Raw genomic sequence first — 23,793 nt, forward strand, 5'->3', positions numbered from 1 at the left:
CCTGACGCTCCCGCGACCAGGGGCGGCCGGCCCCCGTTCGCACATGGAAGGACCGCCATGGACCTCATCGCGACCACCGGGCAGGGCAAGGTCCGAGGCCGTTTCCACAACGGGATCGCCACCTTCCTCGGCATCCCCTACGCCGCCCCGCCCTTCGGCGCCCACCGCTTCCGCGCTCCCGCCCCGGTCGAGTCCTGGGAAGGGGTACGAGACGCTCTCGAGTACGGGCCGACCGCCCCCAAACGCCCCTACCGCCCGCCCCTCGACCGGCTGATACCCGATCCGAGCATCGCCGGGGACGACTGTCTCAACCTCAACGTCTGGACCCCATCCGTCGGCGAGGGCCGGCTGCCCGTCATGGTCTGGATCCACGGGGGTTCCCTGCGCAACGGCTCGGCGAACCTGCCGCTCTACGACGGGGGCGCCTTCGCGCGCGACGGGGTGGTCCTCGTCTCCGTCAACTACCGGCTCGGCGTCGAGGGGTTCGGGGTCTTCCCCGACGCCCCCGTCAACCGGGGCCTCCTCGACCAGATCGCAGCCCTGATCTGGGTCCGCGACAACATCGCCGCCTTCGGCGGAGATCCGGCGAACGTCACCGTGTGCGGGGAGTCCGCCGGCGCGATCAGCGTCGCGGCCCTCATGACCAGCCCCGGCGCGGCCGGGCTGTTCCGCCGGGCGATCCTGCAGAGCGGCCCGCCGCACACGGTGTCGCGCCGCGAGGGCGCGAAGACCGTACGGTCGATGGCGAAGAGACTGCGGATCCCGGCCACCGCCGAGGCGTTCGCGGCGGTGGACCGAGACCTGCTGCTGGACGCGCAGGCCGCTGTCGTCGACCGGTCCGACCCCATCGGCGGCGGTCCCGGCTTCCACATCGTGGTCGACGGCGACGTGGTGCCCGCCGCCCCGCCCCTTCCCGAGGCCGACCTGCTGCTGGGCTGCAACCGGGAGGAGTACCGGCTGTGGTTCGTACCCGGCGGAACCGTGGACCAGATCAGCCGGCTCACCCTGCGGCTGGCACTGCTGAAGATCCGTGTCCCGCAACGCGTGGCACGCCTGTACCGAGCCACCCGGCCGCACGCCAAACCCGGTGAGATCCTGGGAGAGATGGCCACCGACCTGCTGCTGCGGGGGCCGCTCAACCGCCTCGCCGACTCCCGGCCCGCCCGCACCTTCGTCTACGAATTCTGCTGGCGTTCGCCCGTGATGGGGCTCGGCGCGTGCCATGCGCTGGAACTCGGCTTCGTCTTCGACAACCTGCGCGCCGCCGAGGACCTGACCGGGCCCGGCGCGCCCCAGCCACTGGCCGACGCCATGCACCGGGCCTGGGTCGCCTTCGCCGCTACCGGACAGCCGGGCTGGTCCGGCTGGAACGCGGACCGGCCCGTCATGGTCTTCGACCACCCCGGCGCCGGCCCGGTCCTCGCACCCCGGCACGAGGAACTCGGCGCCTGGCTCTGACAGATGACAGGCCGAGCGCTCGCCGACGCCGGCCGTGGTTCATCCGCTTTCCGCTGCTCCTGCGGATCCCTGCCATCCGGTGACCCCGCGGTGATCCGCGGGCCCGGCCAGGTCCCTGGCGACGAGCGCCGCCTGGATCAGCCGCGCCTGCGCGGGAACCGCGAGGTCGAGGCCCGTCAGCGCGCTCACTCGCTGCAACCGGTAGTCCAGGGTGTTGCGGTGGACGCACAGCTCCAACGCCGTCTGGCGGCGGTTGAGCCCCCGCTCCACGAACACGCGCAGCGTCTCAAGCAGGTACGGATGCTCCTCCAAGGGGTCGAGTTTGGCCGCCAGCCGCACCAGGCCGTCCCCGGGGCGCGCGAGCTGGTGCTCCAGCAGCACGTCGTCGAGGCGGTAGCACCCGGGCGGGCGTCCCAGGCGCCGGACGAGATCCAGCACGCGGCCGGCCTCCTGCGCCGCCGAGGAGATGGCCGCCGGTACGGAGGAGCGGGCGGCGGCGGCGCGCACGGGCTGCCCCACGTCCTTCTCCAGCCGGGCCACCAGGCCCGGCACGTCGGACCTGCCCGGCAACAAGGCGATCCGAGCGACGTGGTCCATCAGCACAGGGATCCCGGTGAAGGCGTCGAGCGAGGACTGCACCAATCTGCTCGGCGGGTCGGACTCGAACGCGAAGGCAACCACCTCGTACTCACCCACCACAGCCACCCGCGCCATGCCCGCCAGCTCCTCGTACGGCCGTCCTGCCAGCAGGGCGCCGAGCAGGGCCCGCCGTACGCGCTTGTCCTCGCTGTGGAGGTCCTCCTGGGCGTTCTGGTGGGCGAGGACGACCGCGGGCAGCGCGGCGTGCAGGCAGGCGAGCAGCTTGCCGCCCGCACCGGCCAGCTCACCGGGCTCCGCGACCTCGGTCAGCGTCTGCCACCACACCTCGGCGCCGATCAGGTACGCGGCGATCACCGCCTCCAGGGGGACGCGCTCCTCGGCCCGGCGCGCCGACCACTCGATGAGCCGGGTCAGGTCGCCCGGCCCCATCGGACCCCCGTCGCGGTCGCGCAGTGCCCTGAGCAACAGCGCGTGCACAGCCGCGATGGACCGCGCCACCTCGCCCTGGAGGGTGGCGCGGGGCAGCGCCCCGTAGAACGGCGCCTCCGCCGCGCAGCGCGCGACCACGACGGCCGTGAGGTCACCGACCCGGGCGGCCATCCGGGCGTGCAGGTCCGACATCGGCGCATCGTCACACCGCCCCGGCCGTGCCGTCAATCGGAGCCCCGGGTCCGGCGGCGCGGGCAGTGCGTCGGGCGTGTCCCCGAACCGCTCCCGGCCGCCAACTCGTCGACGAAAGAGGCGACGTCACGTGGCACACCCGTAGCACTCTGTGGGGCACAACTGTCTGGACAGCGACAAGCTCGACGTACACACCGTTGCGCTTCCCCGGTCAGTACTTCGACTCGGAAACAGGACTCCACTACGACTACTTCCGCCACTACGACCCCGAATCCGGTCGACGGCGGCCGGCGCCCGGGGGTGAGCATCGACCGGTGATTCCGCACATCTGACGTCCTTGTTTCCGGCAGTGTGCGGGACTGCCTTCGACACCCGTCGAGCAGGGCCGACCCGTCTCGGCCGTGACTCGTTTGACGCTCCGGGCACATGCGGGCCGCTTCTCGGAAGCGGTCATACTGCGTCTGACCTCCAGGTTCCCTGGATGTCACTTCCGGTGACGCGCTTCCGATCACGCACCATGTGGAGTGCGTTGCGATCCTTGAACCTGTCGCAAAGGCGGCCTGACCTGCGATTTTGCTCGTGCGCATTATGTGCGGTGTGGGCGCTACGGGCGATATCTTGACGCTGAAATGACGCTCGTTCTGATGAGGCGTCAGGAGCACTGTTGGGCAGGTCAGGTCCTGTCGAGGTGGCAAGTGTCGACGGGGTGGCAAAGGCATTTGACGCTGGAGCGCAGAGCTGCCGATTCCGGCTGATCAGATGTCCCGGAAGCGACCGGTCAGCGCGGTGACCTGCCACGATGGGTGGTCGACGGCCGCTGACCTGCGCGAATGATCTTTCGGTTATTTCACGCTCGTGCCGGTTGATGGGGCCGGAAGCAAAGGGCCTCTGACCTGCTGGCGCTTCTGGTTTCTGCGATATCGGGTGGATTGGGTCGACCTGTTTTCAGGGGTGCACGACGTGAAGCGCGTCGTGCGCTCACGAACGCCGCTGACCTGCCGTTCCGTGGGTCCGTACCGGGATGGTGGGCGTGTTCCCTCGATCTCGGCCCGGACGGCGGCAGGTCGTCTCGACGTCCGGACGACACTCGTTCTGACGGGCCGCCATGTGTGTAGCGAGGTGGCCGTGCGGCTGCTCCGTCTCAGGCCGGAGTGACCTCGACCGGCAACTTCTTGATGCCGTTGACGAAGTCGGAGCGCAGGAGCCTCGTTCCTCCTCCTGGGCACCGCAGGCCGGGAGGCCGGGCGCGGGAAGGCCGACACCCAGGGCAAGCCGACCTTCCCCGACCTCGCCCCGGGCGTATACCGGCTCAAGAAAACCTCCAGCGGCAGCCCGCTCCGAGGGCGGTGTCGCGTTCCGTTGTGCCTCAAGGCGCCCCCGCCCCCTGTAGAGGCCGCCGCCGTAAGAGCCCATCGAGGCAGCAGGCATCTGCATGGATCGAGGATCTCCCGATGCCTCCAACAACTCCTGCGCAGCCGCGTATCGCCTGCCACTCTGGATATGGCCCCGTCGGCCTCTCGGCGTTGTACGGCGGGACTCCGCAGGGGCCTGCGCCCGCACCGTCCAGCTGGCCGACGGGGTGCGGGCTCAAGGAACGCCGCCCGCTTGGCCGACTCGGCCTCGAAGAGTGGCGGCAAGCCGGAACGCCCATCGCCGCCATCGGCGAGCTCGCCGTCCCGGGCCTCGACCTCCTGGGGTCGAACAGGCCCCGAACGCCCTCCGTTCGCAGCCGCATCGCCACGCCCGTCCGCCGGACGGAACCGCAAAGAGGAGATCGCCGTGACCGAGTTCAAGCCTGTGCCTGACTTCGCCCTCGGACCGGACATCCCGGAGTCCACCGGGTATGCCGTCACCGACCTGGGCGGCGATGCCTGCCTCGTCACGCAAGGGATGATCAACACGATGTTCCTGCTGACCAAGAACGGCGTTGTCCTCGTGGACGCCTCACCGTTCCTCGGGGACAAACTGCTGGAGGCCATAGAGTCGGTCACCCCCAAGCCCCTCACCCACCTCATCTACAGCCACGCGCACGCCGACCACATCGGGGCCGCTCGCCTGCTGAACCGGGACGGACTGAAGATCATCGCGCACCAGATCACCGGTGACCTCATCAAGGAGGCCAAGGACGACCGGCGCCCGCTGCCCACCGAGACCTTCAGCGGCCGGCACAAGGAGATGGACATCGACGGGGTCCGGTTCGTCCTCGACTGCACGGGGGACTGGCACGTGGCCGGCAACCTGTTCATCCACCTCCCGCAGCAGAGGCTCATGGGAGCGATCGACAGCTTCACGCCGAAGAGCGCACCGTTCTTCCGGCTGTACTTCTCCGCGCACGTGCCCGCGTACTACGACGCCATGGATGAGTTGCTCGAGTACGACTTCGACACCATCGTGACCGGCCACATGGCCCTGCCCGGCACCCCCGAGGACGTGGCGACGAACCGCGAGTTCATCCGCGACCTGCGCACCGCCGCCGCCGAGGCGCTGCGGACGGTCGACCTGAAGGAAGGCGCGGCCGCCGCCAAGGTTCCACACAACAACCGACAGGCCGAACTGAAGGTCTGGATGGACGCGGTCGTCACGCGCGCGGCGGAGCTGATGCCTTCCTGGGACGAGCGCCTGGCAGGAACCGACATCTTCCTGCGGGACAACCTCAACGCGGTCGCCTGGAGCGTCTTCATCGACTAGAGCGAAGGCCTACGTGACGGGCCCTGCTCCGCATGAAAGCTTCACGGGCCTACCCACACAAGGCACATGGGTGGAGGAGAGCGTCAGTGGGCCTCCCGCAGATCGGCGGAGAGCTGTACGGCCCCGGTGCAGGCCAGCCGGTCCGCCACCTCGACGCACGCCTCGGCCCCCTTCGGGCTGGTCGCGGGCAGCATCGGGCTGCTTTTGCCGTGCGTCACCCTGTCCCGGTGCGAGGCGAGCAGTTCGTCCGCTCCGGATCGGATCGAGATCTCCAGGGCGCCATCGCGCGCGTCCGTCTCCACCTCGGACCAGACGGTGGCGCAGGACGGGCTGAACCGGAGCCGTACGGCGTAGGCATCCTCAGTGACGGTGCTCTCGGTGCGGGCATCCCGGTTGCAGCGGGAGGAGCCCGGATACTGCCCCCGGCAGCTTTCCTTGCGGCAGGACGCCGCTTGCCGCTCCGGGCTGCCGCCCGACAGGGCCGGGACACCCACGGCGCAGGCCACGGCGCCCAGCGCGGCGGAGACAGCCAGCACGACGGCCGTCCGCAGCCGTCGTATCCGGGCAGCTGCCGCGAGCGGCAGCCGCGGCGCAGGGGGCTGGGGCGCCGCGCTCAGCGGTCTGGTCTCGGCCCGGCAGGCGTTCTCCCACAGGGCGACCAGCGGCGCCATCTCCGTGCCCCCGAGTCGCCCCAGCGCCTCGACAGCGGTACGCGGCGGGAGCTTGACGCCGTTGAGATAACGGTGCCATGAGGACTTGCTGTGGGCGGTGCGTGTGGCCAGCGCGGCCAGGCTCAGCCCGGTCTGCTGTTTGAGGTCGCGCAGCCGCTCCACCAGCAGCAGTCCGTCGGGGCCGAGCGAGTCGGGCAGTTGCTGTCGGCGGGCCGTCGCTTGCTCCTTCATGCCGTTCCCAATCCTTCTATCAGGCATCCGGTTCATTCCGGATCGCGTGATGTGTGCCCTGGGGTCAGGGTGGCCACACGCACGGCCGGATTCATCGGGCGATCGGCTTGTAGTACAGAGAGAAGGTGCGGTCCGAGGGCGGGCCCTGGGTGAAGCCAAGGCACAGCCAGGGCCCGCCCCGGCGCAGCACAGCCAGGCCCTCCGGCTCACGCGGGTAGAGCCCCCTCGCAGTGTGGTCCAGCACCTGCTGCACCACGCGGCCGGTACGCACGTCGATACGGAACAGACGGACGTCGCCGGCCGAGCCGGCGGGGTTGTCGGCGCCGTATCCGTGGCCGAGCACCTGGTAGGCGTACGGGCCGTACAGCGCCATGCCCTGGAAGGGGAGCCCCAGTTCGGCGCCGGGCTGAGCGAAGCAGGTGACCGGCCGGAAGTCCCCGGCCGCGAACTGCTTGAGCCCGTACACCCCGTAGCGCGGTCTGCCGCCCACCTTGTACCGCAGCAGCAGCCGGTTGTGCGCCGGGTCGAGGGCCACCTGGTTATTCGTGGAGCCGGGGAGCGGGCGATGCGTGGTAATCCTGCGGCTGGAGCGGGTCAGGACCCGGCCCGCGGTGAAGGTGAAGCGGCAGATGCCGCGGCCGTAGCCGGAGGCCGGCTGTGCATCCCACTCCGTCCACAGAGCGCCGGCGCGGCGGGCCGTGTCCTCCACGCCGAGGGCGCTGCCGTGGCCGAAGCCCAGCAGGTACATATCGCCGGTGAGCGCGCCGCCCATGGTGAGCCGGTTCAGGCACATGTCGCCGCGGGCCGCGCGCTCGGCACGGGTGTACGCGCGCGGCTCGCCCGGCAGCCGGACGCCGCCCTCCATGACCTGGAGCGCGTACATGTGACCGTGCCGCTCGTCGAAGGCGAAGGACTGCAGCACCGTGGAGTGGTGCAGCCGTACACCCTGGATCCACGGCTTGCCCGCCGGAGCCAGGCTGGCCGGCTGAGCCTTCGGCCGGGCTTCTGCCCTGCCGGTGGGGAGTGTGGCGGCCAGTGCGACCGCAGCTCCAAAGCCGAGGACGGCTCTGCGGCCCGGACTGGATGGAAGGGAAAGGGACATGGGGGTCTCCTCGCTTGCTCGTGAGCTTCGTGGAACGGGCCCGCCCGCCCCGTGAGCGGGACGGGCGGGCACAGCGGCTCAGCACCAGGGAATGGCGCTCACGTTGCGGACGTAGCGGGCGGAGACGTAGCCCTTGCTGTGGGAGAGCTTGTACCAGCGGTGGTTGCCGCGGACGTTGCGCCCGTACTTCTTGCAGGAGATGTGGACCGTGCTGGCGGGACGCAGCGAGCCGATGACCCGGTAGCCCGTGCCCGGGCCGGAGCGGATCCTGAGCGGCATGTGGCGGGTTACCACACGGCCCTGGACGTAGCCGGTGAAGGTAACGGGCCGGGTCGTGGAGTGGCTGGGCGCCCACAGTCGGGGCGGGGCCGTGCGTCGGTGGGGGATCTGCTGGTGAGGCGCCGTGTGCCGCTGCTGTGCGGCGGCGGTGTCGGTGGAAACGACTGCAGCGGGCAACACAGCGATCGCCGCAATCGCGGCCACGAGGCTGCGCTGGATCGTGCGATTCATGGACTCTCCTATGCGGGTGTCTTCAGGATCGGCTGAGTGAGACCCTGTGCCGCTCAGCGTTTCCCAGCCGTCGGACAAAGATTCCGTCCCACGCGTTTCCGGGAGAAAATGGGACGTCCCACCCGAGGGGACGGTTGGGTCTCAGTCGCCGTCGCCCGTGAGGCCGGCCCCACTTCCCGCCGGGCTGGGGATGAGGGCCCCGTCAGGGTGGGCGGTGACCAGCTGTTCGATCTCGTCTTCCGGTGCCTTGAGGCGGGCCCTGCCGGCCGCCGGCCCGGCGGCGAGTTCGCGGATGAGTTCGGCGGTGCGCCGTTCGCCGGGAGGCGCGACGCGGTGGGCCTGCGCGGAGTTCACGGCGGCGTCCGCCAGGGCCTGCGCCACGGTCTGCTTGCTGACGCCGTGCCTGCCCAGGTGGTTCCGGCGCGTCGGATCTCGCCCGCGGTGACGTAGCGGCCCGGCAGGATGAGTCCGGACTTCGTCGTGGGATCCACGGCGCGTTCCAGGCCGGGGTGGATACCCGCGAGCAGATCCCGCAGACGCGAGGTCCGCGCTGTGGCCCCCTACGGACGCGGTGGACAGTGCCGCTCGGGATTCGTAAGGAAGTAACGGGGCTGTTGCTGCCTGCTGTTCCGTCGGCGGGCTGGGCCTTCCGGTCTCCGTGGCACCCAGAGGCAGCCGGAGTTTCAGAGGAATTCCGACAGTCTGTCTGCGAGCTCACGTGATCCTGGCCTGAGAGAGGCAGCGTGGCGCAACAGCGCGGGCTCGTCGGCGACACTGCGGCCATGGGGCGAGCGGAGGCGTCCGCGCTCGAACGGTAGGTCATGCCGGGCCGGTTGGGTGGATACCGGGGTGGGGCGACCTCGGTCGACATGGGTGAGTGCGTCGGTGACCGCGGCGGCAGCGCGCCGCAGCTGTCGCAGCACAGAGCGGCGCGGCACGTGCCGGCCCGCAGGCGACTCGGCCCCGGGCCGGAGCACCCATTGATGGCCTCCGGCAGAACAGGGCTCAGGGGCGTTCTGCCGGGAGTTCCGTTGTCACCAGGACGAGGGGGACGCCGTCGCAGGACCGCATTCGCGGCCCGCCGTGTTCGGCGCCGTCTGCCGGTCCGGCCAGTACCGCCGCGAGGTCCGGGTCCTTGGTGAGTGATCCGACCAGGTGGTGGGGGTCGGTGAAGGCGGCGACCCGGCCGCGCGCATTGACCAGGCGGGCGGGTCCCGGCAGGCGTTGGAGCAGCGGCATGACGACTGCTTCGAAGCGCCGCAGGCAGACGTCGGCAGCGGCCACTCCCATGAAGCGTCCCCCGACCGGCACCGGTGCGGAGAGGGTGAGGCTGTACTCGTCGGAGCACAGGTAGTCGACGTACGGTCCCGCGACCGCCCGTTGTCCGGTGTCGCGGGGCAGGGTGAACCAGTCCCAGTGGGTGCAGTCGGAGTACGCCGAGTGCTCGGGGTCCAGGTCGAGCCACCGGGACGGTTCAGCCCGTGGTCTTGCGGCCGCTCAGCAGGTCGCGTACGCGGTCCACGAGCCCTGCACCGGGCGCGATCAACTTGTTGGCGGGCGGGGTGTGGGGGAGGGCGGGGTGCGGGCGGGTGGGTGCGGTTTCCTTGGCCCGGCGGACCAGTTGCCCCAGCTCGTCCAGCTTCTCGGGTGAGCAGGTGGCTGCGAGTTTCGGGAAGAGGTCGTTCTCCTCCTCGCGAAGGTGGGCGGCGAACTCGAGCTTCAGCTTCGCGACGATGTCGTTGAACCGCGGATCGTCGGCGTTCAGGTCTTCGAGGTCCTTGAGCATGCGCTCGATCTTGGTGTGTTCGGCGAGTTCTTTGTCCGCCAGCTCCGCACCGCTGCGGACGTGCTTGCGCACGGTCGGGTACAGGTGCATCTCCTCGGCCACTGAGTGCTGCACCAGTTCCGCGGTCAGCCGGTCAGCCAGGTCCCGCCGCTGCGGATGGTCGACGGGCTGCGCTTCGATCTGCTGGAACAGCTCCTCCACTTCACGATGATCGGCCGTCAGTTCCGCGATCACGTTGCCACCGTGTCCCATGACGAACACCTCCTCGGTTTCGCTGCCCCGGACACGCCTGAGCGGGCCCTGCTTTCCTGGGGCCTGTTGGGCTTTCAGCTCGTACGGGTGGGCTTCGGCTCCTCGCCGTTCGCCCCCATCGGATTGTCGACGACCGCCCCGGGTCTTCGAGACCTGTGCCTCACGAACGGCGGGGTCGGGCTCATGCCCTCACCCTGTACCCGGCCGGGCCGCACCGCACCTCAGCGCCACTGTCCGTGCTCCCGATCCCGCACTGCCGACCGTGCCGGAGCCCGCGCTCCGGCGGGAGAATCACCCGGTGAACCGGGCAGTCAGGTGAAGCCCCCGGCAGTCGACAAGGCCTCGTCGGCTGACCACTGGACGAGAAGGCCGAGCCGTCAAGGGTGCGGCCGCTGTGGCAGCGAGTCGATGCCGGGCGGCGGTTCCGGCCAGACCAACAGGACCGGGCAAGGAGCGTGGTCGACGACGAAGCGCGTCGCAGGGCCCAGGCTGCGGGGCCCCGGACGGTGCCGGTCACCGTCGCGGGCGCAGATGAGCAGGCCCGCGCCCTCGGCGGCGTGGACGACCTCCCTTTCGGCGTGGCCGTGGGCCTGTAGGCGCACCGCGGGCCGACCCAGGCGGTCGGCGGCCGCATCCATGAGTTCGGCGGCTGCGCTCGCGGACAGGGCCGCCACTTGGTCGCCGGGGTCGCGCTCGCGGTGGCCACGGCCCAGCAGACCGACGAATGCGCCGTGGGCGGCTTCGGCGACGTCGTCGCCGGTGACGTGCAGCAAGGTGATCTCGTCCCCGGCTCGGGCGTGGGAGCGGGCGGCGTCCACCGCGGCCCGCCAGGTGCCTTCATTGATCCAGACGAGCACGGTCACGTCAGCCTCCGATGGCCTGCAGCACCGTCCACCCTGCCACAGCGAGGCTGACCGCATCGGCCAGGTGAACAGGTGCGATGTCATGCGAACGATGGCACTGATTTCATCCTGAAAGGTTGAAAATGCCCGAATGCGATCAGCGTGCCGCCTCGGAGGCGCCCGGTACCGCCGGTCTGCCGGCCTCCCTCCTCGCGGCCTCGACTGCGTTGAGCGCAATCGAGGAGGCCGTGCATCAGACAGGCGCACCCGACAGCACAGAGGCCCGCAGGCGCCGTAGTCGGTCCTGGAGAGGCTCTGGACGGGCTCCTGCTGCTGCGGGACGCCCTCGGCGACAACGACCCGGCACGCCCCATCGGGCCACTTGCCGACGTGCGCCCCCGGGTGGAGGACCGCCGCGAACTCGCCGACCGCGTGGACCGCCTCGTCCAGCAGATCGAGAATCTGCACAGGCACAGCGACCGCCGGCGCCGCGGTGTGAGCACGGCTCCGGTGCGGATGCCACGCGGCTGACGAGCACTCGACCAGTCGGCCCGTAACGGGAACGGCCAAGCGGTACTTCGCTGCTACGCCGTATGCCCGGACGCTTCGTCGAAGCGTTTCAGCACCAGCCGCGCCACATCGGGGTGCGCGCCGAGCGGGGCGGAGACGAGGCAGCCACCGGCTCTCTGCGCGCGGAGGGCGAAGTGGCCGGGAGCCATGAGATAGCGGGCCACCGCCACCCGGCGGTGGCCCGCGGCGCGCAGGGCACCCACCGCGTCGGCCGGGGTCGGCGTGCTCGCGCAGAGGTAGGCCGGGACGACCGGCCGGCCGAGCCGCTGCCGGAGCAGGCCGGCCATCAGCTCGGTGTCCGCGCCGGCCGCAGGGTCGGTGGACCCGGCGGCCGTGAGCACGACGGCATCCGAGCCGGATCGCGTCGGGGACCAGCCCGCCTCGGTGAGTCTGTCGCCGAGAGCGGCGGCGAGCAGCGGATCGGGACCGAGCGCTGCGGCCATCCGAACGTCCATTTGCGGTGCGGTGGCCCGTACGGCGGGGAGGTCGACCCGGATGTGGTAGCCGGTGTTCAGCAGCAGCGGTACCAGCACCACCGGGCCGTGCACGTCGGCAAGCACCTCGGCCGGCGTGGGCGGGGCGAGGTCAAGGAAGGCGAGGCGGACCGTCAGGCCGGGCCGCTGGGTGCGGATCTCGTCGAGCAGCGCGTGATAAGTGGCGACGCCTGCCCGGTCGCGCGTGCCGTGTGCGACGGCCAGCAGGGTGGGGGCTGTGGGCGCGTCCGTCATATCGCTGCCGCCAGGCTGTAGCCGCGCTTGGGCACCGTACGGACCAGCCGGGCGTGTCCGCCCAGTGCCGCGCGCAACCGGGCGACGGCCGCCTCCACGGCGTGCTGGTCGGCCTGGCCGGTGACCCAGACGCGGCGCAGCAGTTCGGCCCGGCTGAGCACTCGCCCCGGCTGCTCGGCCAGCGCGCGCAATACCGCCGCGAGCAGGGGAGGCAGCTGCACGGCCGGCCCGCCGTCGATCAGTACGGCGTTCCCCTGAAGCACCAACACGCCGGCGCCGGAGCGGAACTCACGCCTGCCACGGGCGGGCAGTGCGGCCTCGATGGTCCGCACCATGGCCCCGAGCCGGCCCCGCTCTGGGCACAGCACGGCAACTCCTGCCTCCTCCAGCGGCCGGGCACAGATCGGACCGACGCAGACCGACAGCACATCCTCCCGAAGACCGGTCAACACCTCTTCGTGGAGACCGAGTTCGTCCGCGACGGCGAGGAATGCGGTGATCGCGGGGGCGCTGGTGAAGGTGAGCGCGTGCAGTTCGCGGCGGACCGTCTGCTCGACCAGTCGGCGCAGCGGCGACGGATCCTCGGGCGGGCCCCAGCGGTAGACCGGAATCGGGATCACCTCGGCTCCGCGTTCGCTCAGCGCGGCGGTGAACGCGTCCAGCGGCACACCGTGCTCCTGCACGGCGATCCGTCTGCCGGGCAGGTCGCGCGCGAGCAGCCAGGTCAGCAGCTCGTCGGTGGCCTCGCTGACCGGGGAGAAGGTCTCGCTCAGGCCTCCGGCGCGCACCGCACCGGTCGCCTTCGGGCCACGGGTGAGCACCACGGCCTCCCGGCACACCTCGGCCAGCCGCGCGCCGTACCCCCAGCCGTCGGCCGCACTCAGCCAGCCGCGCCAGCCGACCCCGGTGGTCGCCACAACGTAGTCGAGCGGCCCGGTCAGGCAGCGTGCGGTGGCCCGGCGCAGCGCCGCGTCGTCCTCCAGCGGGAGGATCCGCAGCGCCGGCGCCTCGACCACCCTGGCGCCCCGTCGGCGCAGCAGCGCGACGAGTTCCTCACGGCGGCGCGCGGCGGTGACTCCGACCGTGAAGCCGACCAAAGGGCCCGAGGGCTGAGTGCTGTCCATGTCGTGCAGGCTCGGCCGGCGCTGTTTCGTCCTGGTTGCGCGCCGATCACACCGGCGTAAGCGGAGGCCGCCCCGGCGTTACGCAAGATTTCCGCCGTGTCACCTTGGGCCCGACGGGAAGTGAAGCAGCCGTACCCCCGGCGCAACATGTGCGACCCGGCTGCGTAATGGTGCGGACCGACGCTCAGAGACATGACGACGACCGACACCCACTGCCCGTACTGCTCACTGCAGTGCGGCATGCGCCTGCAGGCGCCGCACGACGGCGGCGAGGCGCAGGTGCTGGCGCGCCCCGACTTCCCGGTCAACCGCGGCGCACTCTGCGGGAAGGGCCAATCGGCCACCGCGGTGCTCGGCGCGGGTGTCCGCCCGACCGCGCCGCTGGTCCGCGACAAGCGGGGCGGCGAGCTGCGCGAGGCGTCCTGGACCGAGGCGCTCGACCGGGTGGCCGCCGGTCTGGCGGCGACCGCGCAGCGCCACGGTCGGGAGTCCGTCGCGGTCTTCGGAGGAGGCGGCCTGACCAACGAGAAGGCGTACCTGCTCGGCAAGTTCGCCCGGGTGGCGCTGCGCACTCCGAACATCGACTACAACGGCCGGTTCTGCATGTCCTCGGCGGCCGCCGCGCACAGGTTCGCCTTCGGCCTGGACCGCGGACTGCCCTTTCCGCTGGAGGACATCGCGAAGGCCGACTGCGTGATCCTGGTCGGCGGCAACCCGGCCGAGACCATGCCGCCCGCGCTGCGCTACTTCCGTGAACTCCGGTCGAACGGCGGCACCCTGATCGTGGTGGACCCACGTCGCACCCGCACCGCCGAACAGGCCGACCTGCACCTGCAACCGGTCCCCGGCACCGACCTGGCGCTCGCGCTCGGCCTGCTGCACCTGGCGGTCGCCGACGGCAGGGTGGACCAGGCGTTCGTCGCCGAGCGCACCACCGGCTTCGAAGCGGCCCGCACCGCGGCGATGGCGCACTGGCCGGAGCGGGTGGAGGGGCTGACCGGTGTCCCCGTGCACCAACTGCGCGAGGCCCTACGGCTCTTCGCGGACGCCGCAGGCGGCATCGTGCTCACCGCGCGCGGCCCCGAGCAGCAGAGCAAGGGGACCGACACCGTCGGAGCCTGGATCAACCTCTGCCTCGCACTGGGCAAGGCCGGCCGGCCGGGCTCCGGCTACGGCTGCCTCACCGGCCAGGGCAACGGACAGGGCGGACGCGAGCACGGCCAGAAGGCCGACCAGCTGCCCGGCTACCGCTCGATCGAGGACCCGGCCGCCCGCGCGCACATCGCCCACGTCTGGGAGGTCGAGGCCGACGACCTGCCGGGTGCGGGCCGCTCGGCCTACGAACTGCTCGACACCCTGGGGACCGAGGGCGGTGCGCGGGCGCTGCTGCTGATGGGCTCCAACCCGGTGGTCTCCGCGCCGAACGCCGGGCACATCACCGAACGGCTGCGGGCCCTGGACTTCCTTGCCGTCAGCGATCTGGTGCTCTCCGAGACCGCGCACCTCGCCGACGTGGTGCTGCCCGCCACGCAGTGGGCGGAGGAGACCGGCACGCTGACCAACCTGGAGGGCAGGGTGATCCTGCGCCGGCGCGCACTCACTCCTCCGCAGGGCGTACGCACCGACCTGCATGTGCTGCGGGAGCTGGCCGCGCGGCTCGGCGTCGACAAGGGCTTCCCGGAAGAGGCGGAGGAGGTGTTCGAGGAGCTGCGCCGTGCCTCGGCCGGCGGCCCGGCCGACTACGCCGGGATCAGCTACCGGCGGATCCGGGCCGAGGAGGGGGTCTTCTGGCCCTGCCCCGGAGAGGAGCACCCCGGCACGCCCCGGCTGTTTCTGGAACGCTTCGCCACCCCGGACGGCCGTGCCCGCTTCGCCCCGGTCACACACCGTCCGGCCGCCGAGGAGCCGGACCACGAGTACCCGCTCTACCTGACGACCGGCCGGGTGCTGTCGCAATACCAGAGCGGTGCCCAGACCCGCCGGGTGCCCGAGCTGAACCGTGCCGCGCCCGGGCCGTTCGTGGAGCTGCACCCCCAGCTGGCCGCGCGGCTCGGCGTGGCCGACGGGGAGGCGCTTGCGGTCACCAGCCGGCGCGGCCGTGCGGTGGCCCCCGCCCGGGTGACCGACACGATCCGGCCCGACACCGTCTTCATGCCCTTCCACTGGGCCGGTGCCGGGCGGGCCAACACGCTCACCAACCCAGCACTCGATCCGGTGTCCCGGATGCCCGAGTTCAAGGTGTGCGCCGTGCGTGTGGAGCGGGTCCGATGAGCCGGCGCATCGCAGTGGTCGGCGCAGGCATGGCGGGCGCCCGCTTCGCGCAGCAGTACCGGGCACTGGGCGGGGACGGGGAAGTGGTGCTGTACGGCGCCGAGCCGCGTGGCCCCTACAACCGGGTACTGCTGGCCGAAGTCCTGACGGGGCGCTACGACCCGGAGGCCATCGCACTGCCCTACGGCGCCGGGACGCTCATGCGCAGCGGCTGCGAAGTGGTCGCTCTGGACCCGGCCGAGCGCGAACTGCGGCTGGCCGGTGGTGAGTCGGTCCACTACGACGAGCTGGTCCTGGCCACCGGCGCCAACCCCGTCCTCCCGCCGCTGCGCGGGCTGCACGCGCCGGACGGTCTGAAGGCCGGGGTGCACGCGTTCCGCACACTGGCCGACTGCGCCCGGCTCGCCGAGGACGCCGCCGGTGCCGAGCGCGCCGTGGTGATCGGCGGCGGGGTGCTCGGGGTGAGCGCGGCCCGGGCACTGGCCGCGCTCGGCCTCCCGGTGGAGATCGTCCACCAGGCACCGCATCTGATCGACCGCCATCTCGACGAGCAGGCCGGGCACGCGCTGCGCGGATCCCTTGCCGCGCTGGGTGTGGAGACCTACCCGGACAACCGGGCCCGCGCCCTGCACGGGGAAGCACGCGTGACCGGAGTCGAACTGGCTGGCGGCTACGTGCTGGAGGCAGACCTGGTGGTGCTCGCCTGCGGGGTGCGCCCTCGCACCGGGCTCGCCGGCGCGGCCGGGCTCACGGTGCGCTCGGGAGTGGTGGTGGACGACCGGCTGGCGGCCTCCGCCCCCGGGGTGCACGCGATCGGCGACTGCGCCGAACACCGGGGGATCGTCCACGGGCTGACCGGCCCGGCCTGGGACCAGGCCGATCTGCTGGCGGCCCGGCTGGCGGGCGCCGACGACGATGCCCGGTACACCGGCTCACGCCCGCTGACCCGGCTCAGCGCAGGGCCCGTGGAGTACGCGGCCTTCGGCGAAGTCGGCGAGAACCTTCCCGGCACCGACGTACTGCGCCTGGTCGACCCGACCCGCGGCTCGTACAAGAAGCTCGTGCTGCGCGGCGACCGGCTCGTCGGCGGCATCCTGCTGGGCGACCTGGCCGCGGTCGGCACTCTGACCCGGGCCTACGAGCGCGACGATCCGCTGCCGCCGGATCCCCTCGATCTGCTCACCTCCGCCCCATGACCGTCTGTACCGTCACCCGAGGAGCCCGCCCGTGATCGAGAAGTCCCTGGTCCTGGTCGGCCACGGCATGGTCGGACAGCGCTTCCTGGAAGCCTTGTTCGAGCAGCCGGCCGCCGGACAACCACACCGCTGGCGAGTCACCGTACTCGCCGAGGAGTCCCGTCCCGCCTACGACCGAGTACACCTGACCAGCTGGTTCTCCGGCACATCGGCAGAAGAACTGACCCTGTGCCCGCCCGGGTTCATCGAACAGCACGGCATCGACCTGCGTCTCGGTGACCCGGCCACCACGATCGACCGCGGGGCTCGCACCGTCACCACTCGCAGCGGCGCCGAACTGCGCTACGACGCCCTGGTGCTGGCCACCGGCTCCTACCCGTTCGTGCCGCCGGTGCCCGGCCACGACGCCGCAGGCTGTCACGTCTACCGGACCATCGAGGACCTGGAGGCGATCACCGCGAGCGCCCAGCACGCCACGATCGGTGTGGTGGTCGGCGGCGGCCTGCTCGGCCTGGAAGCAGCCGGAGCGCTGCGGGCCATGGGTCTTGAGACCCATGTGGTGGAGTTCGCACCCCGGCTCATGGCCCTCCAGGTCGACGACGGCGGCGGAGCAGTGCTCCGGCGCAAGATCGAGGACCTCGGCGTTCACGTGCACACCGGCGCCGGCACCCAGCGGATCGATGCCGACGAGAACGGCCGGGCCCGGACCATGGCGCTCTCCGACGGCACCGACCTGGCCGTCGACCTGGTGGTCTTCTCGGCGGGTGTGCGCCCGCGCGACCAGCTCGCCCGCGACTGCGGCCTGCCGGTCGGCGAGCGAGGCGGTATCGCGGTGGACGAGCACTGCCGCACCTCGGACCCGCACATCTGGGCGATCGGCGAGTGCGCCCTCGCCGTCGACGGCCGGGTCTACGCTCTGGTCGCCCCCGGCTACGCGATGGCCGACACGGCGGCCCGTGAGCTCGCCGGTACGGGCGCCGAATTCACCGGCGCGGACACCTCCACCAAGCTCAAGCTGCTGGGCGTGGACGTGGCCAGCTTCGGTGACGCATTGGGCACCGCCGAGGGCGCCCTGGAGGTGCTGTACGCCAACAGCCGGGCCGGAATCTACAAGAAGCTGGTGGTCAGCGCGGACGGCCGACTGCTCGGCGGCGTACTGGTCGGCGACGCCGAGTCCTATGCCACGCTCCGCCCGCTCGCTGTCGGAAAGTCTCAACTGCCCGGACCTGCTGAACAGTTGCTCGTGCCGGCCGCCGACGGACGGCAGGGCCCGCTGGTGCTGCCCGACGAAGCGGTGGTCTGCTCCTGCCACGACGTCAGCAAGGGTACGATCCGGGCGGCCGTTTCCGAGCAGGGCATGCGCACCGTCCCCGAGGTCAAGAAGTGCACCAAGGCCGGTACCGGCTGCGGGAGTTGCGTCAAGCTGCTGGGATCCATCGTGACCGAGGAGCTGGAGGCGGGCGGGATCGAGGTGGCCCGCGGCCTCTGCGAGCACTTCACCCACACCCGCGCCGAGCTCTACGAGATCGTCCGGGTCAAGGGCATCACGGGCTTCTCCCGCCTGATCGACGAGCACGGGAGCGGCGAGGGCTGCGACATCTGCAAACCGGCCGTGGCCTCGATCCTGGCCGCCCTCGGCAACGGTCATGTGCTGGACGGGGAACAGGCCGCCCTGCAGGACACCAACGACCACTTCCTGGCCAACCTGCAACGCAACGGATCCTACTCGGTGGTGCCCCGGATCCCGGGCGGCGAGATCACCCCCGACGGCCTGATCACCATCGGCGAGATCGCACGGGACTACGGCCTCTACACCAAGATCACCGGCGGCCAGCGGATCGACCTGTTCGGTGCGACAGTCGACCAGTTGCCGGGCATCTGGCGCCGTCTGGTGGACGCCGGCTTCGAGTCCGGCCACGCGTACGGCAAGGCGCTGCGTACGGTCAAGTCCTGTGTCGGTCGGACCTGGTGCCGTTACGGCGTACAGGACTCGGTGGCCCTGGCGATCGAACTGGAGCTGCGCTACCGGGGCCTGCGGGCACCGCACAAGCTCAAGTCCGCGGTCTCCGGCTGCGCCCGGGAGTGCGCGGAGGCGCAGAGCAAGGACTTCGGGGTGATCGCCACCTCGGAAGGCTGGAACCTCTACGTCGGCGGCAACGGCGGAACGACGCCGCGTCATGCCGATCTGCTGGCGGCGGACCTGGACCACGACACCCTGATCCGCACCATCGACCGGTTCCTGATGTTCTACATCCGCTCCGCCGACCGCCTGGAGCGCACCGCTCCCTGGCTGGACCGCCTGGAGGGCGGACTCGACCACCTGCGCGCGGTAGTCATGGACGACTCGCTGGGCATCTGCGCGGAGCTGGACGAACTGATGGCCCGCCACGTCGAGACCTACGAGGACGAATGGGCGGCGACCCTGGCCGACCCCGAGCGGGTACGCCGCTTTGTCTCCTTCGCCAACGCCCCGGGAACTCCCGACCCCACCGTGCGCTTCGTCCACGAGCGCGACCGGATCCGCCCCGCCCGTCCCGAGGAGGACGGGTTCCCCCTCGCACCGGCCCTGATCACCGGCCCTGCCCCGGAGGTACGCACACGATGAGCGAGGCCAATGCGCCCGAGAACGCCGAGCACACGGTGGAGGTCGACGACGGCCGGGCATGGACACCGGTCTGCCGGTACCAGGACCTGCTCCCGGGGCGCGGCGTCGCGGTGCTCGTCGGCCCGCAGGACGAGCAGGTGGCGGTCTTCCGCGAACGCGGTGGCGCGGTGCACGCGCTGGCGAACCGTGACCCGTTCAGCGGTGCCCACGTCATCTCGCGCGGCCTGCTCGGCAGCCGGGGGAGCGTACCGGTGGTGATCTCGCCGATGCTCAAGCAGGCTTTCGACCTGCGCACCGGACGCTGCCTGGACGAGGACCACGCTCCCGACGGCTCCACGGCCCACCTCAGGGTCTGGCCGGTGCGCATGGTCGCGGCGACGCCTGCGGAGGTGTGCCGATGAGCAGCGTCACCGCGACCGCCGCCGATGCCGGCACCCGCCGGATCAAGGACTGGGATCCGGAGGACACCGACTTCTGGACCCTGGCGGGCGCCCGGATCGCCCGGCGCAACCTGGTCTACTCGGTGCTCAGCGAGCACATCGGCTTCTCCATCTGGAGCCTGTGGTCGGTGCTGGTGCTCTTCCTCGGCCCGGAGTACCACATCGACGCGGCCGGGAAGTTCATGCTCACCGCCGTGCCCACCGCACTCGGCTCGGTGCTGCGCATCCCGTACACCTTCGCGGTGGCGCGCTTCGGCGGGCGCAACTGGACCGTCTTCAGCGCGCTGCTGCTGCTCGTACCGACCGTGCTGGCCGGGATCGTGCTGCGGCCCGGCGTCTCCTACGGCACGCTGCTCGCGGTGGCCGCCGTGGCCGGGGTGGGCGGCGGTAACTTCGCCTCCTCGATGGCCAACATCAACGCCTTCTACCCGCAGCGCCTCAAGGGCCGGGCCCTGGGGGTGAACGCGGGCGGCGGCAACCTCGGGGTACCGGTGGTGCAACTGCTCGGCCTGCTGGTGCTGACCACCGCGGGTGCCGGCCACCCACGCCTGCTGGTGCTGGTCTATCTGCCGCTGATCGTACTGGCGGCGCTCGGTGCGGCGCTGCGGATGGACAACCTCACAGGCGCGCGCAACGAACGCGGAGCGATGCGCGAGGTGCTGGGAGACGCTCACAGCTGGGTGATGTCGGTGCTCTACATCGGTACCTTCGGCTCGTTCATCGGCTTCGGCTTCGCCTTCGGTCAGGTCCTCCAGGTGCAGTTCCATGCGCAGTTCGACACCCCGGTGAAGGCGGCCTCCCTCACCTTCCTCGGGCCGCTGCTCGGCTCGCTCTCCCGCCCGCTGGGCGGGCTGCTGGCGGACCGGTTCGGCGGCGCCCGGGTGACCTTCTGGACCTTCGCGGCGATGGCGCTGGGCGCGGGCGTGGTGCTGGAGGCGTCCCGGCAGCACTCGCTGGCGCTCTTCCTGTGCGGGTTCGTCGCCCTCTTCGTGCTCAGCGGCGCGGGCAACGGGTCGACGTACAAGATGATCCCGGCGATCTTCCGGGCCAGGGCGCGGGCCGAAATCGCGGGCGGCACGTCGCCGGCCGAGGCCGAGCAGAGGTCACAGCGGCGGACCACGGCACTGATCGGGGTGGCCGGGGCGATCGGCGCCTTCGGCGGAGTGCTGGTCAACCTGGCCTTCCGGCAGTCCTTCCTGGAGACACACAACGGACAGGCCGCCTATCTGGCGTTCCTCGGGTACTACGGCCTCTGCCTGGTGGCGACCTGGGCCTTCTACCTGCGACGGTCCGCGCACCGCCTGCCGGGGGTGTGACCGCACCGCCGCTGCGGGCGGCGCGTCCGGCCGACCGGTTCTCGAACGCCACAGTCCGGAGCCCGTGCGGACCGTCGACGGCCGTGTCCTGCCCCTGGGACACGGCCGTGCCCTGCGCCCGGTGCCTCCCGTCCACTGAAACGGATGCCGGAAAACTGCCGTCGCGGCCCTGCCGGGATGAGTATCGGGGCCCTTGGTCCTAGGGTGCGAGCCATGGCAGAGAGTGCAGCTCACTCGGGTGCTGCGGGGTGGGATACTCACTCTGCCCCCGGCCCCGGCACGCCCGACCCGCGCCGGTGGCAGGCGCTCGCAGTGTGTCTGATCGCGGGGTTCATGACCCTGCTGGACGTATCCATCGTCAATGTCGCCCTGCCGTCGATCCGGGAAGGGCTCCACACCCCGGAGTCCGACCTGCAATGGGTCCTCTCCGGCTACTCGCTCGCCTTCGGCCTGTTCCTGATCCCCGCGGGACGACTCGGTGACGCGCGGGGACGCCGTGTGGTGTTCATGGCCGGGCTCGCCCTGTTCACCTTGGCATCAGCAGCCTGCGGAGCCGCTCAGTCCAGCCTCTGGCTGGTGGTCGCCCGTCTGGTGCAGGGCCTCGCCGGAGGCTTGATCTCGCCACAGATCTCCGCGTTGATCCAGCAGATGTTCTCCGGCCAGGAGCGCGGCCGGGCCTTCGGCATGTTCGGCAGCGTGGTCGCCATCTCCACCGCTGTCGGCCCGCTCTCCGGTGGCCTGCTGATCCAGGCGGCCGGTGCCGAGGAGGGCTGGCGCTGGGTGTTCTACGTCAATCTGCCGCTCGGCGCCGTCTGCCTTCTGCTTGCCCGGCGCCTGCTCCCGGACACCCCCTCGGCCGGCCGGGTGCGGCTGCGTGACCTCGACCCCCTCGGCGTGCTGCTGCTCGGCACGGGTGTGCTGGCTCTGCTGCTGCCCTTCGTGCAGTCGCAGCAGTGGCCCGGCAACCTGAAGTGGTTGCTGCTCGTGGCGGCCGTGACGCTGCTTGCCGCCTTCGTCGGCTGGGAATCCCGATGCGGCAGGCGGGGCACGCGACCGGTCGTCGACCTGTCGCTCTTCCGGGTCCGCTCCTACTGGCTGGGCTGTCTGCTGAGTCTGCTGTACTTCGCCGGATTCACCTCGATCTTCTTCATCACCACGCTCTACCTGCAGAGCGGACTGCACTACACCGCCCTGCAGGCGGGACTCGCCATCACGCCCTTCGCCGTGGGCGCCGCCCTCACGGCAAGCCCCGGCGGCCGGCTCGTCGGTCGGTTCGGACGCCCCCTCGTCCTGACGGGGCTGTCCACAGTGGCCGTCGGACTGGCGGCCACCGCGCTTGCCGCGCATCTGGTGCCCGGGCGGGGCGCGGGGTGGGCGATGGTGGCCCCACTGCTCCTGGCCGGTGTCGGCAGCGGTCTGGTCGTCGCCCCGAACCAGACACTGACCCTGTCCCAGGTGCCGGTGGCGGGCGCGGGGAGCGCCGGCGGAACCCTCCAGACCGGCCAGCGCGTCGGTTCGGCGATCGGGATCGCCGCTGTCGGCTCGATGTTCTTCGCGCAAGTGGGTGGGTACGGGTGGGCCACCGCGTACGACCACGGGCTCGTCGTCGCGGTCGCCTTCGTCCTGGTCGCTCTGCTCGTCGGGCTGGCAGACGTACGCGGGGAGCGTCGCGGCCGCAGTCGCGCACATCGGTCCGTCCGTAATCCGTCCGTAGGGAGAACGCCATGAAGGAGAGCGAGATGAGCGCGACCACCAGCGCAGGGACCGATAGCAACGCGGCGTACGGGCACAAGGCCTTCAAACGGTCCAGGAGCCATTTCGCCGACCGCATCACCGCCGACGGCCGGGACGGCTGGCCCGTCGAGGCCGGCCGCTACCGGCTGGTCGTCAGCCGCGCCTGCCCGTGGGCGAGCCGCGCACTCGTGTCCCGGCGGCTCCTCGGGCTGGAGAGCGCCCTCTCGCTGGCCGTCGCCGATCCGATCCAGGACGACCGCAGCTGGCGCTTCACCCTGGACGAGGGCGGCAGGGACCCGGTGCTCGGCATCAGCTACCTGAGCGAGGCGTACAACGCACGGGAGCGGGACTACCCCGGCGGGGTCAGCGTGCCCGCGATCGTCGACGTACCCAGCGGCAGACTCGTCACCAACGACTTCCAGCAGATCACGCTGGACTTCGCGACCGAGTGGACCGCGCTGCACCGGCAGGGCGCCCCCGACCTGTATCCCGAGGCCCTGCGTGACGAGATCGACGAGGTCATGCAGAGCATCTACCGTGATGTCAACAACGGCGTGTACCGCGCGGGCTTCGCGGCGCAGCAGTCCGAATACGAAGCTGCCTACCAGGATGTGTTCGGCCGCCTGGACCTGGTGTCCGAGCGTCTTGCGGACCGGCGCTATCTCGTCGGCGAATCCCTCACCGAAGCCGACATCAGGCTGTTCACCACACTGGTGCGCTTCGACGCCGTCTACCACGGACACTTCAAGTGCAACCGTTCGAAGCTGGCCGAGGACCGCGTCCTGTGGGCGTACGCCAGAGACCTGTACCAGACCCCCGGTTTCGGCGACACGGTCGATTTCCACCACATCAAGCAGCACTACTACCGGGTCCACACGGGCATCAACCCCACCGGCATCGTGCCCGTCGGCCCCGATCTGTCGGGCTGGCTGACTCCGCACCACCGGGAAGAGCTGGGCGGCCGCCCGTTCGGCGACGGCTCCGCGCCTGGTCCGGTGCCGCCCGGGGAGGTAGTCCCCCCGTCGGGGCGTCCTTGAACCCGGCGGCC

At 71.3% G+C, this 23,793-nt stretch carries 19 protein-coding genes and 2 pseudogenes; 11 read left to right on the forward strand and 10 right to left on the reverse strand.

Features of this window, described 5'->3' with window-relative positions:
• Positions 1–57 precede the first annotated feature (57 nt).
• Complete coding sequence (locus IEZ15_RS17915; protein WP_189277984.1) at positions 58–1,458, forward strand: carboxylesterase/lipase family protein; 1,401 nt, start codon at positions 58–60, stop codon at positions 1,456–1,458.
• 39 nt (positions 1,459–1,497) lie between these two features.
• Here IEZ15_RS17915 and IEZ15_RS17920 read toward each other — a convergent pair whose 3' ends face one another.
• Positions 1,498–2,679 carry a PucR family transcriptional regulator gene (locus tag IEZ15_RS17920; RefSeq protein ID WP_189277986.1) on the reverse strand — a complete coding sequence of 394 codons (1,182 nt, stop codon included), beginning with the start codon at positions 2,677–2,679 and terminating at the stop codon, positions 1,498–1,500.
• 101 nt (positions 2,680–2,780) lie between these two features.
• On the opposite strand from IEZ15_RS17920, the pseudogene IEZ15_RS17925 reads away from it, so the two are divergent.
• Both IEZ15_RS17925 and IEZ15_RS17930 read left to right on the forward strand, forming a co-directional pair.
• Positions 2,781–2,960, forward strand: a pseudogene (locus tag IEZ15_RS17925) (RHS repeat-associated core domain-containing protein); the annotation flags it as partial.
• A gap of 1,498 nt (positions 2,961–4,458) precedes the next feature.
• Positions 4,459–5,367 carry an MBL fold metallo-hydrolase gene (locus tag IEZ15_RS17930; protein ID WP_189277990.1) on the forward strand — a complete coding sequence of 303 codons (909 nt, stop codon included), beginning with the start codon at positions 4,459–4,461 and terminating at the stop codon, positions 5,365–5,367.
• Positions 5,368–5,450: 83 nt separating this feature from the next.
• Here IEZ15_RS17930 and IEZ15_RS17935 read toward each other — a convergent pair whose 3' ends face one another.
• The 7 genes and pseudogenes from IEZ15_RS17935 to IEZ15_RS17965 form a co-directional block, all read right to left on the reverse strand.
• Positions 5,451–6,269 carry a helix-turn-helix domain-containing protein gene (locus tag IEZ15_RS17935; RefSeq protein WP_189277992.1) on the reverse strand — a complete coding sequence of 273 codons (819 nt, stop codon included), beginning with the start codon at positions 6,267–6,269 and terminating at the stop codon, positions 5,451–5,453.
• A gap of 91 nt (positions 6,270–6,360) precedes the next feature.
• Positions 6,361–7,371, reverse strand: a complete 1,011-nt coding sequence (locus tag IEZ15_RS17940; protein ID WP_189277993.1) for a phage baseplate protein — start codon at positions 7,369–7,371, stop codon at positions 6,361–6,363.
• A gap of 78 nt (positions 7,372–7,449) precedes the next feature.
• Positions 7,450–7,881, reverse strand: coding sequence for an SH3 domain-containing protein (locus IEZ15_RS17945; RefSeq protein WP_189277995.1), 432 nt, complete (start codon positions 7,879–7,881; stop codon positions 7,450–7,452).
• Between the two features lie 141 nt (positions 7,882–8,022).
• On the reverse strand, positions 8,023–8,262 hold the full coding sequence (locus IEZ15_RS17950; protein WP_189277997.1) for a hypothetical protein: 240 nt from the start codon (positions 8,260–8,262) through the stop codon (positions 8,023–8,025).
• Between the two features lie 624 nt (positions 8,263–8,886).
• Positions 8,887–9,342: pseudogene (locus IEZ15_RS17955) on the reverse strand (PDC sensor domain-containing protein); the annotation flags it as partial.
• 13 nt (positions 9,343–9,355) lie between these two features.
• Positions 9,356–9,919 (reverse strand): hemerythrin domain-containing protein, encoded by a 564-nt coding sequence (locus tag IEZ15_RS17960; protein WP_189277999.1) that lies wholly within the window; start codon positions 9,917–9,919, stop codon positions 9,356–9,358.
• A 377-nt stretch (positions 9,920–10,296) separates the two neighbouring features.
• Complete coding sequence (locus tag IEZ15_RS17965) at positions 10,297–10,782, reverse strand: universal stress protein (protein ID WP_189278001.1); 486 nt, start codon at positions 10,780–10,782, stop codon at positions 10,297–10,299.
• Between the two features lie 369 nt (positions 10,783–11,151).
• Here IEZ15_RS17965 and IEZ15_RS17970 point away from each other — a divergent pair, with 369 nt between their 5' ends.
• Complete coding sequence (locus tag IEZ15_RS17970; protein ID WP_157987017.1) at positions 11,152–11,292, forward strand: hypothetical protein; 141 nt, start codon at positions 11,152–11,154, stop codon at positions 11,290–11,292.
• Between the two features lie 53 nt (positions 11,293–11,345).
• On the opposite strand, the gene IEZ15_RS17975 is transcribed toward IEZ15_RS17970, so the two are convergent.
• Together IEZ15_RS17975 and IEZ15_RS17980 are read right to left on the reverse strand one after the other, a co-directional pair.
• Positions 11,346–12,059: a sirohydrochlorin chelatase gene (locus IEZ15_RS17975; RefSeq protein WP_189278003.1), complete on the reverse strand. Its 714-nt coding sequence runs from the start codon at positions 12,057–12,059 to the stop codon at positions 11,346–11,348.
• The gene (locus IEZ15_RS17980; protein ID WP_114242843.1) at positions 12,056–13,183 is read right to left on the reverse strand and encodes a uroporphyrinogen-III synthase; all 1,128 of its coding nucleotides are present in this window, start codon (positions 13,181–13,183) and stop codon (positions 12,056–12,058) included. Before IEZ15_RS17980 ends, IEZ15_RS17975 begins: the two co-directional genes overlap by 4 nt.
• A gap of 192 nt (positions 13,184–13,375) precedes the next feature.
• On the opposite strand from IEZ15_RS17980, the gene IEZ15_RS17985 reads away from it, so the two are divergent.
• The 7 genes from IEZ15_RS17985 to IEZ15_RS18015 all read left to right on the forward strand — a co-directional run bounded on the left by IEZ15_RS17985 (position 13,376) and on the right by IEZ15_RS18015 (position 23,782).
• Entirely contained in the window at positions 13,376–15,454 is a 2,079-nt protein-coding gene (locus tag IEZ15_RS17985; protein WP_189278005.1) for a molybdopterin oxidoreductase family protein, read from the forward strand.
• Positions 15,451–16,650 (forward strand): NAD(P)/FAD-dependent oxidoreductase, encoded by a 1,200-nt coding sequence (locus IEZ15_RS17990; protein WP_189278007.1) that lies wholly within the window; start codon positions 15,451–15,453, stop codon positions 16,648–16,650. Before IEZ15_RS17985 ends, IEZ15_RS17990 begins: the two co-directional genes overlap by 4 nt.
• A 31-nt stretch (positions 16,651–16,681) precedes the next feature.
• Positions 16,682–19,255 (forward strand): nitrite reductase large subunit NirB, encoded by a 2,574-nt coding sequence (gene nirB / locus IEZ15_RS17995; protein WP_189278009.1) that lies wholly within the window; start codon positions 16,682–16,684, stop codon positions 19,253–19,255.
• Positions 19,252–19,656, forward strand: coding sequence for a nitrite reductase small subunit NirD (locus IEZ15_RS18000; protein WP_189278010.1), 405 nt, complete (start codon positions 19,252–19,254; stop codon positions 19,654–19,656). The genes nirB and IEZ15_RS18000 overlap by 4 nt, the downstream gene beginning before the upstream one ends.
• Positions 19,653–21,011 carry a nitrate/nitrite transporter gene (locus IEZ15_RS18005; protein ID WP_189278012.1) on the forward strand — a complete coding sequence of 453 codons (1,359 nt, stop codon included), beginning with the start codon at positions 19,653–19,655 and terminating at the stop codon, positions 21,009–21,011. The genes IEZ15_RS18000 and IEZ15_RS18005 overlap by 4 nt, the downstream gene beginning before the upstream one ends.
• Before the next feature lie 213 nt (positions 21,012–21,224).
• Complete coding sequence (locus IEZ15_RS18010) at positions 21,225–22,739, forward strand: MFS transporter (RefSeq protein ID WP_114242838.1); 1,515 nt, start codon at positions 21,225–21,227, stop codon at positions 22,737–22,739.
• Positions 22,740–22,750: 11 nt separating this feature from the next.
• Positions 22,751–23,782: a glutathione S-transferase family protein gene (locus IEZ15_RS18015; protein WP_189278014.1), complete on the forward strand. Its 1,032-nt coding sequence runs from the start codon at positions 22,751–22,753 to the stop codon at positions 23,780–23,782.
• The last annotated feature ends 11 nt before the right edge of the window (positions 23,783–23,793 follow it).

The organism is Streptomyces atratus (genome assembly GCF_014648655.1).
Taxonomy (GTDB): domain Bacteria; phylum Actinomycetota; class Actinomycetes; order Streptomycetales; family Streptomycetaceae; genus Streptomyces; species Streptomyces atratus.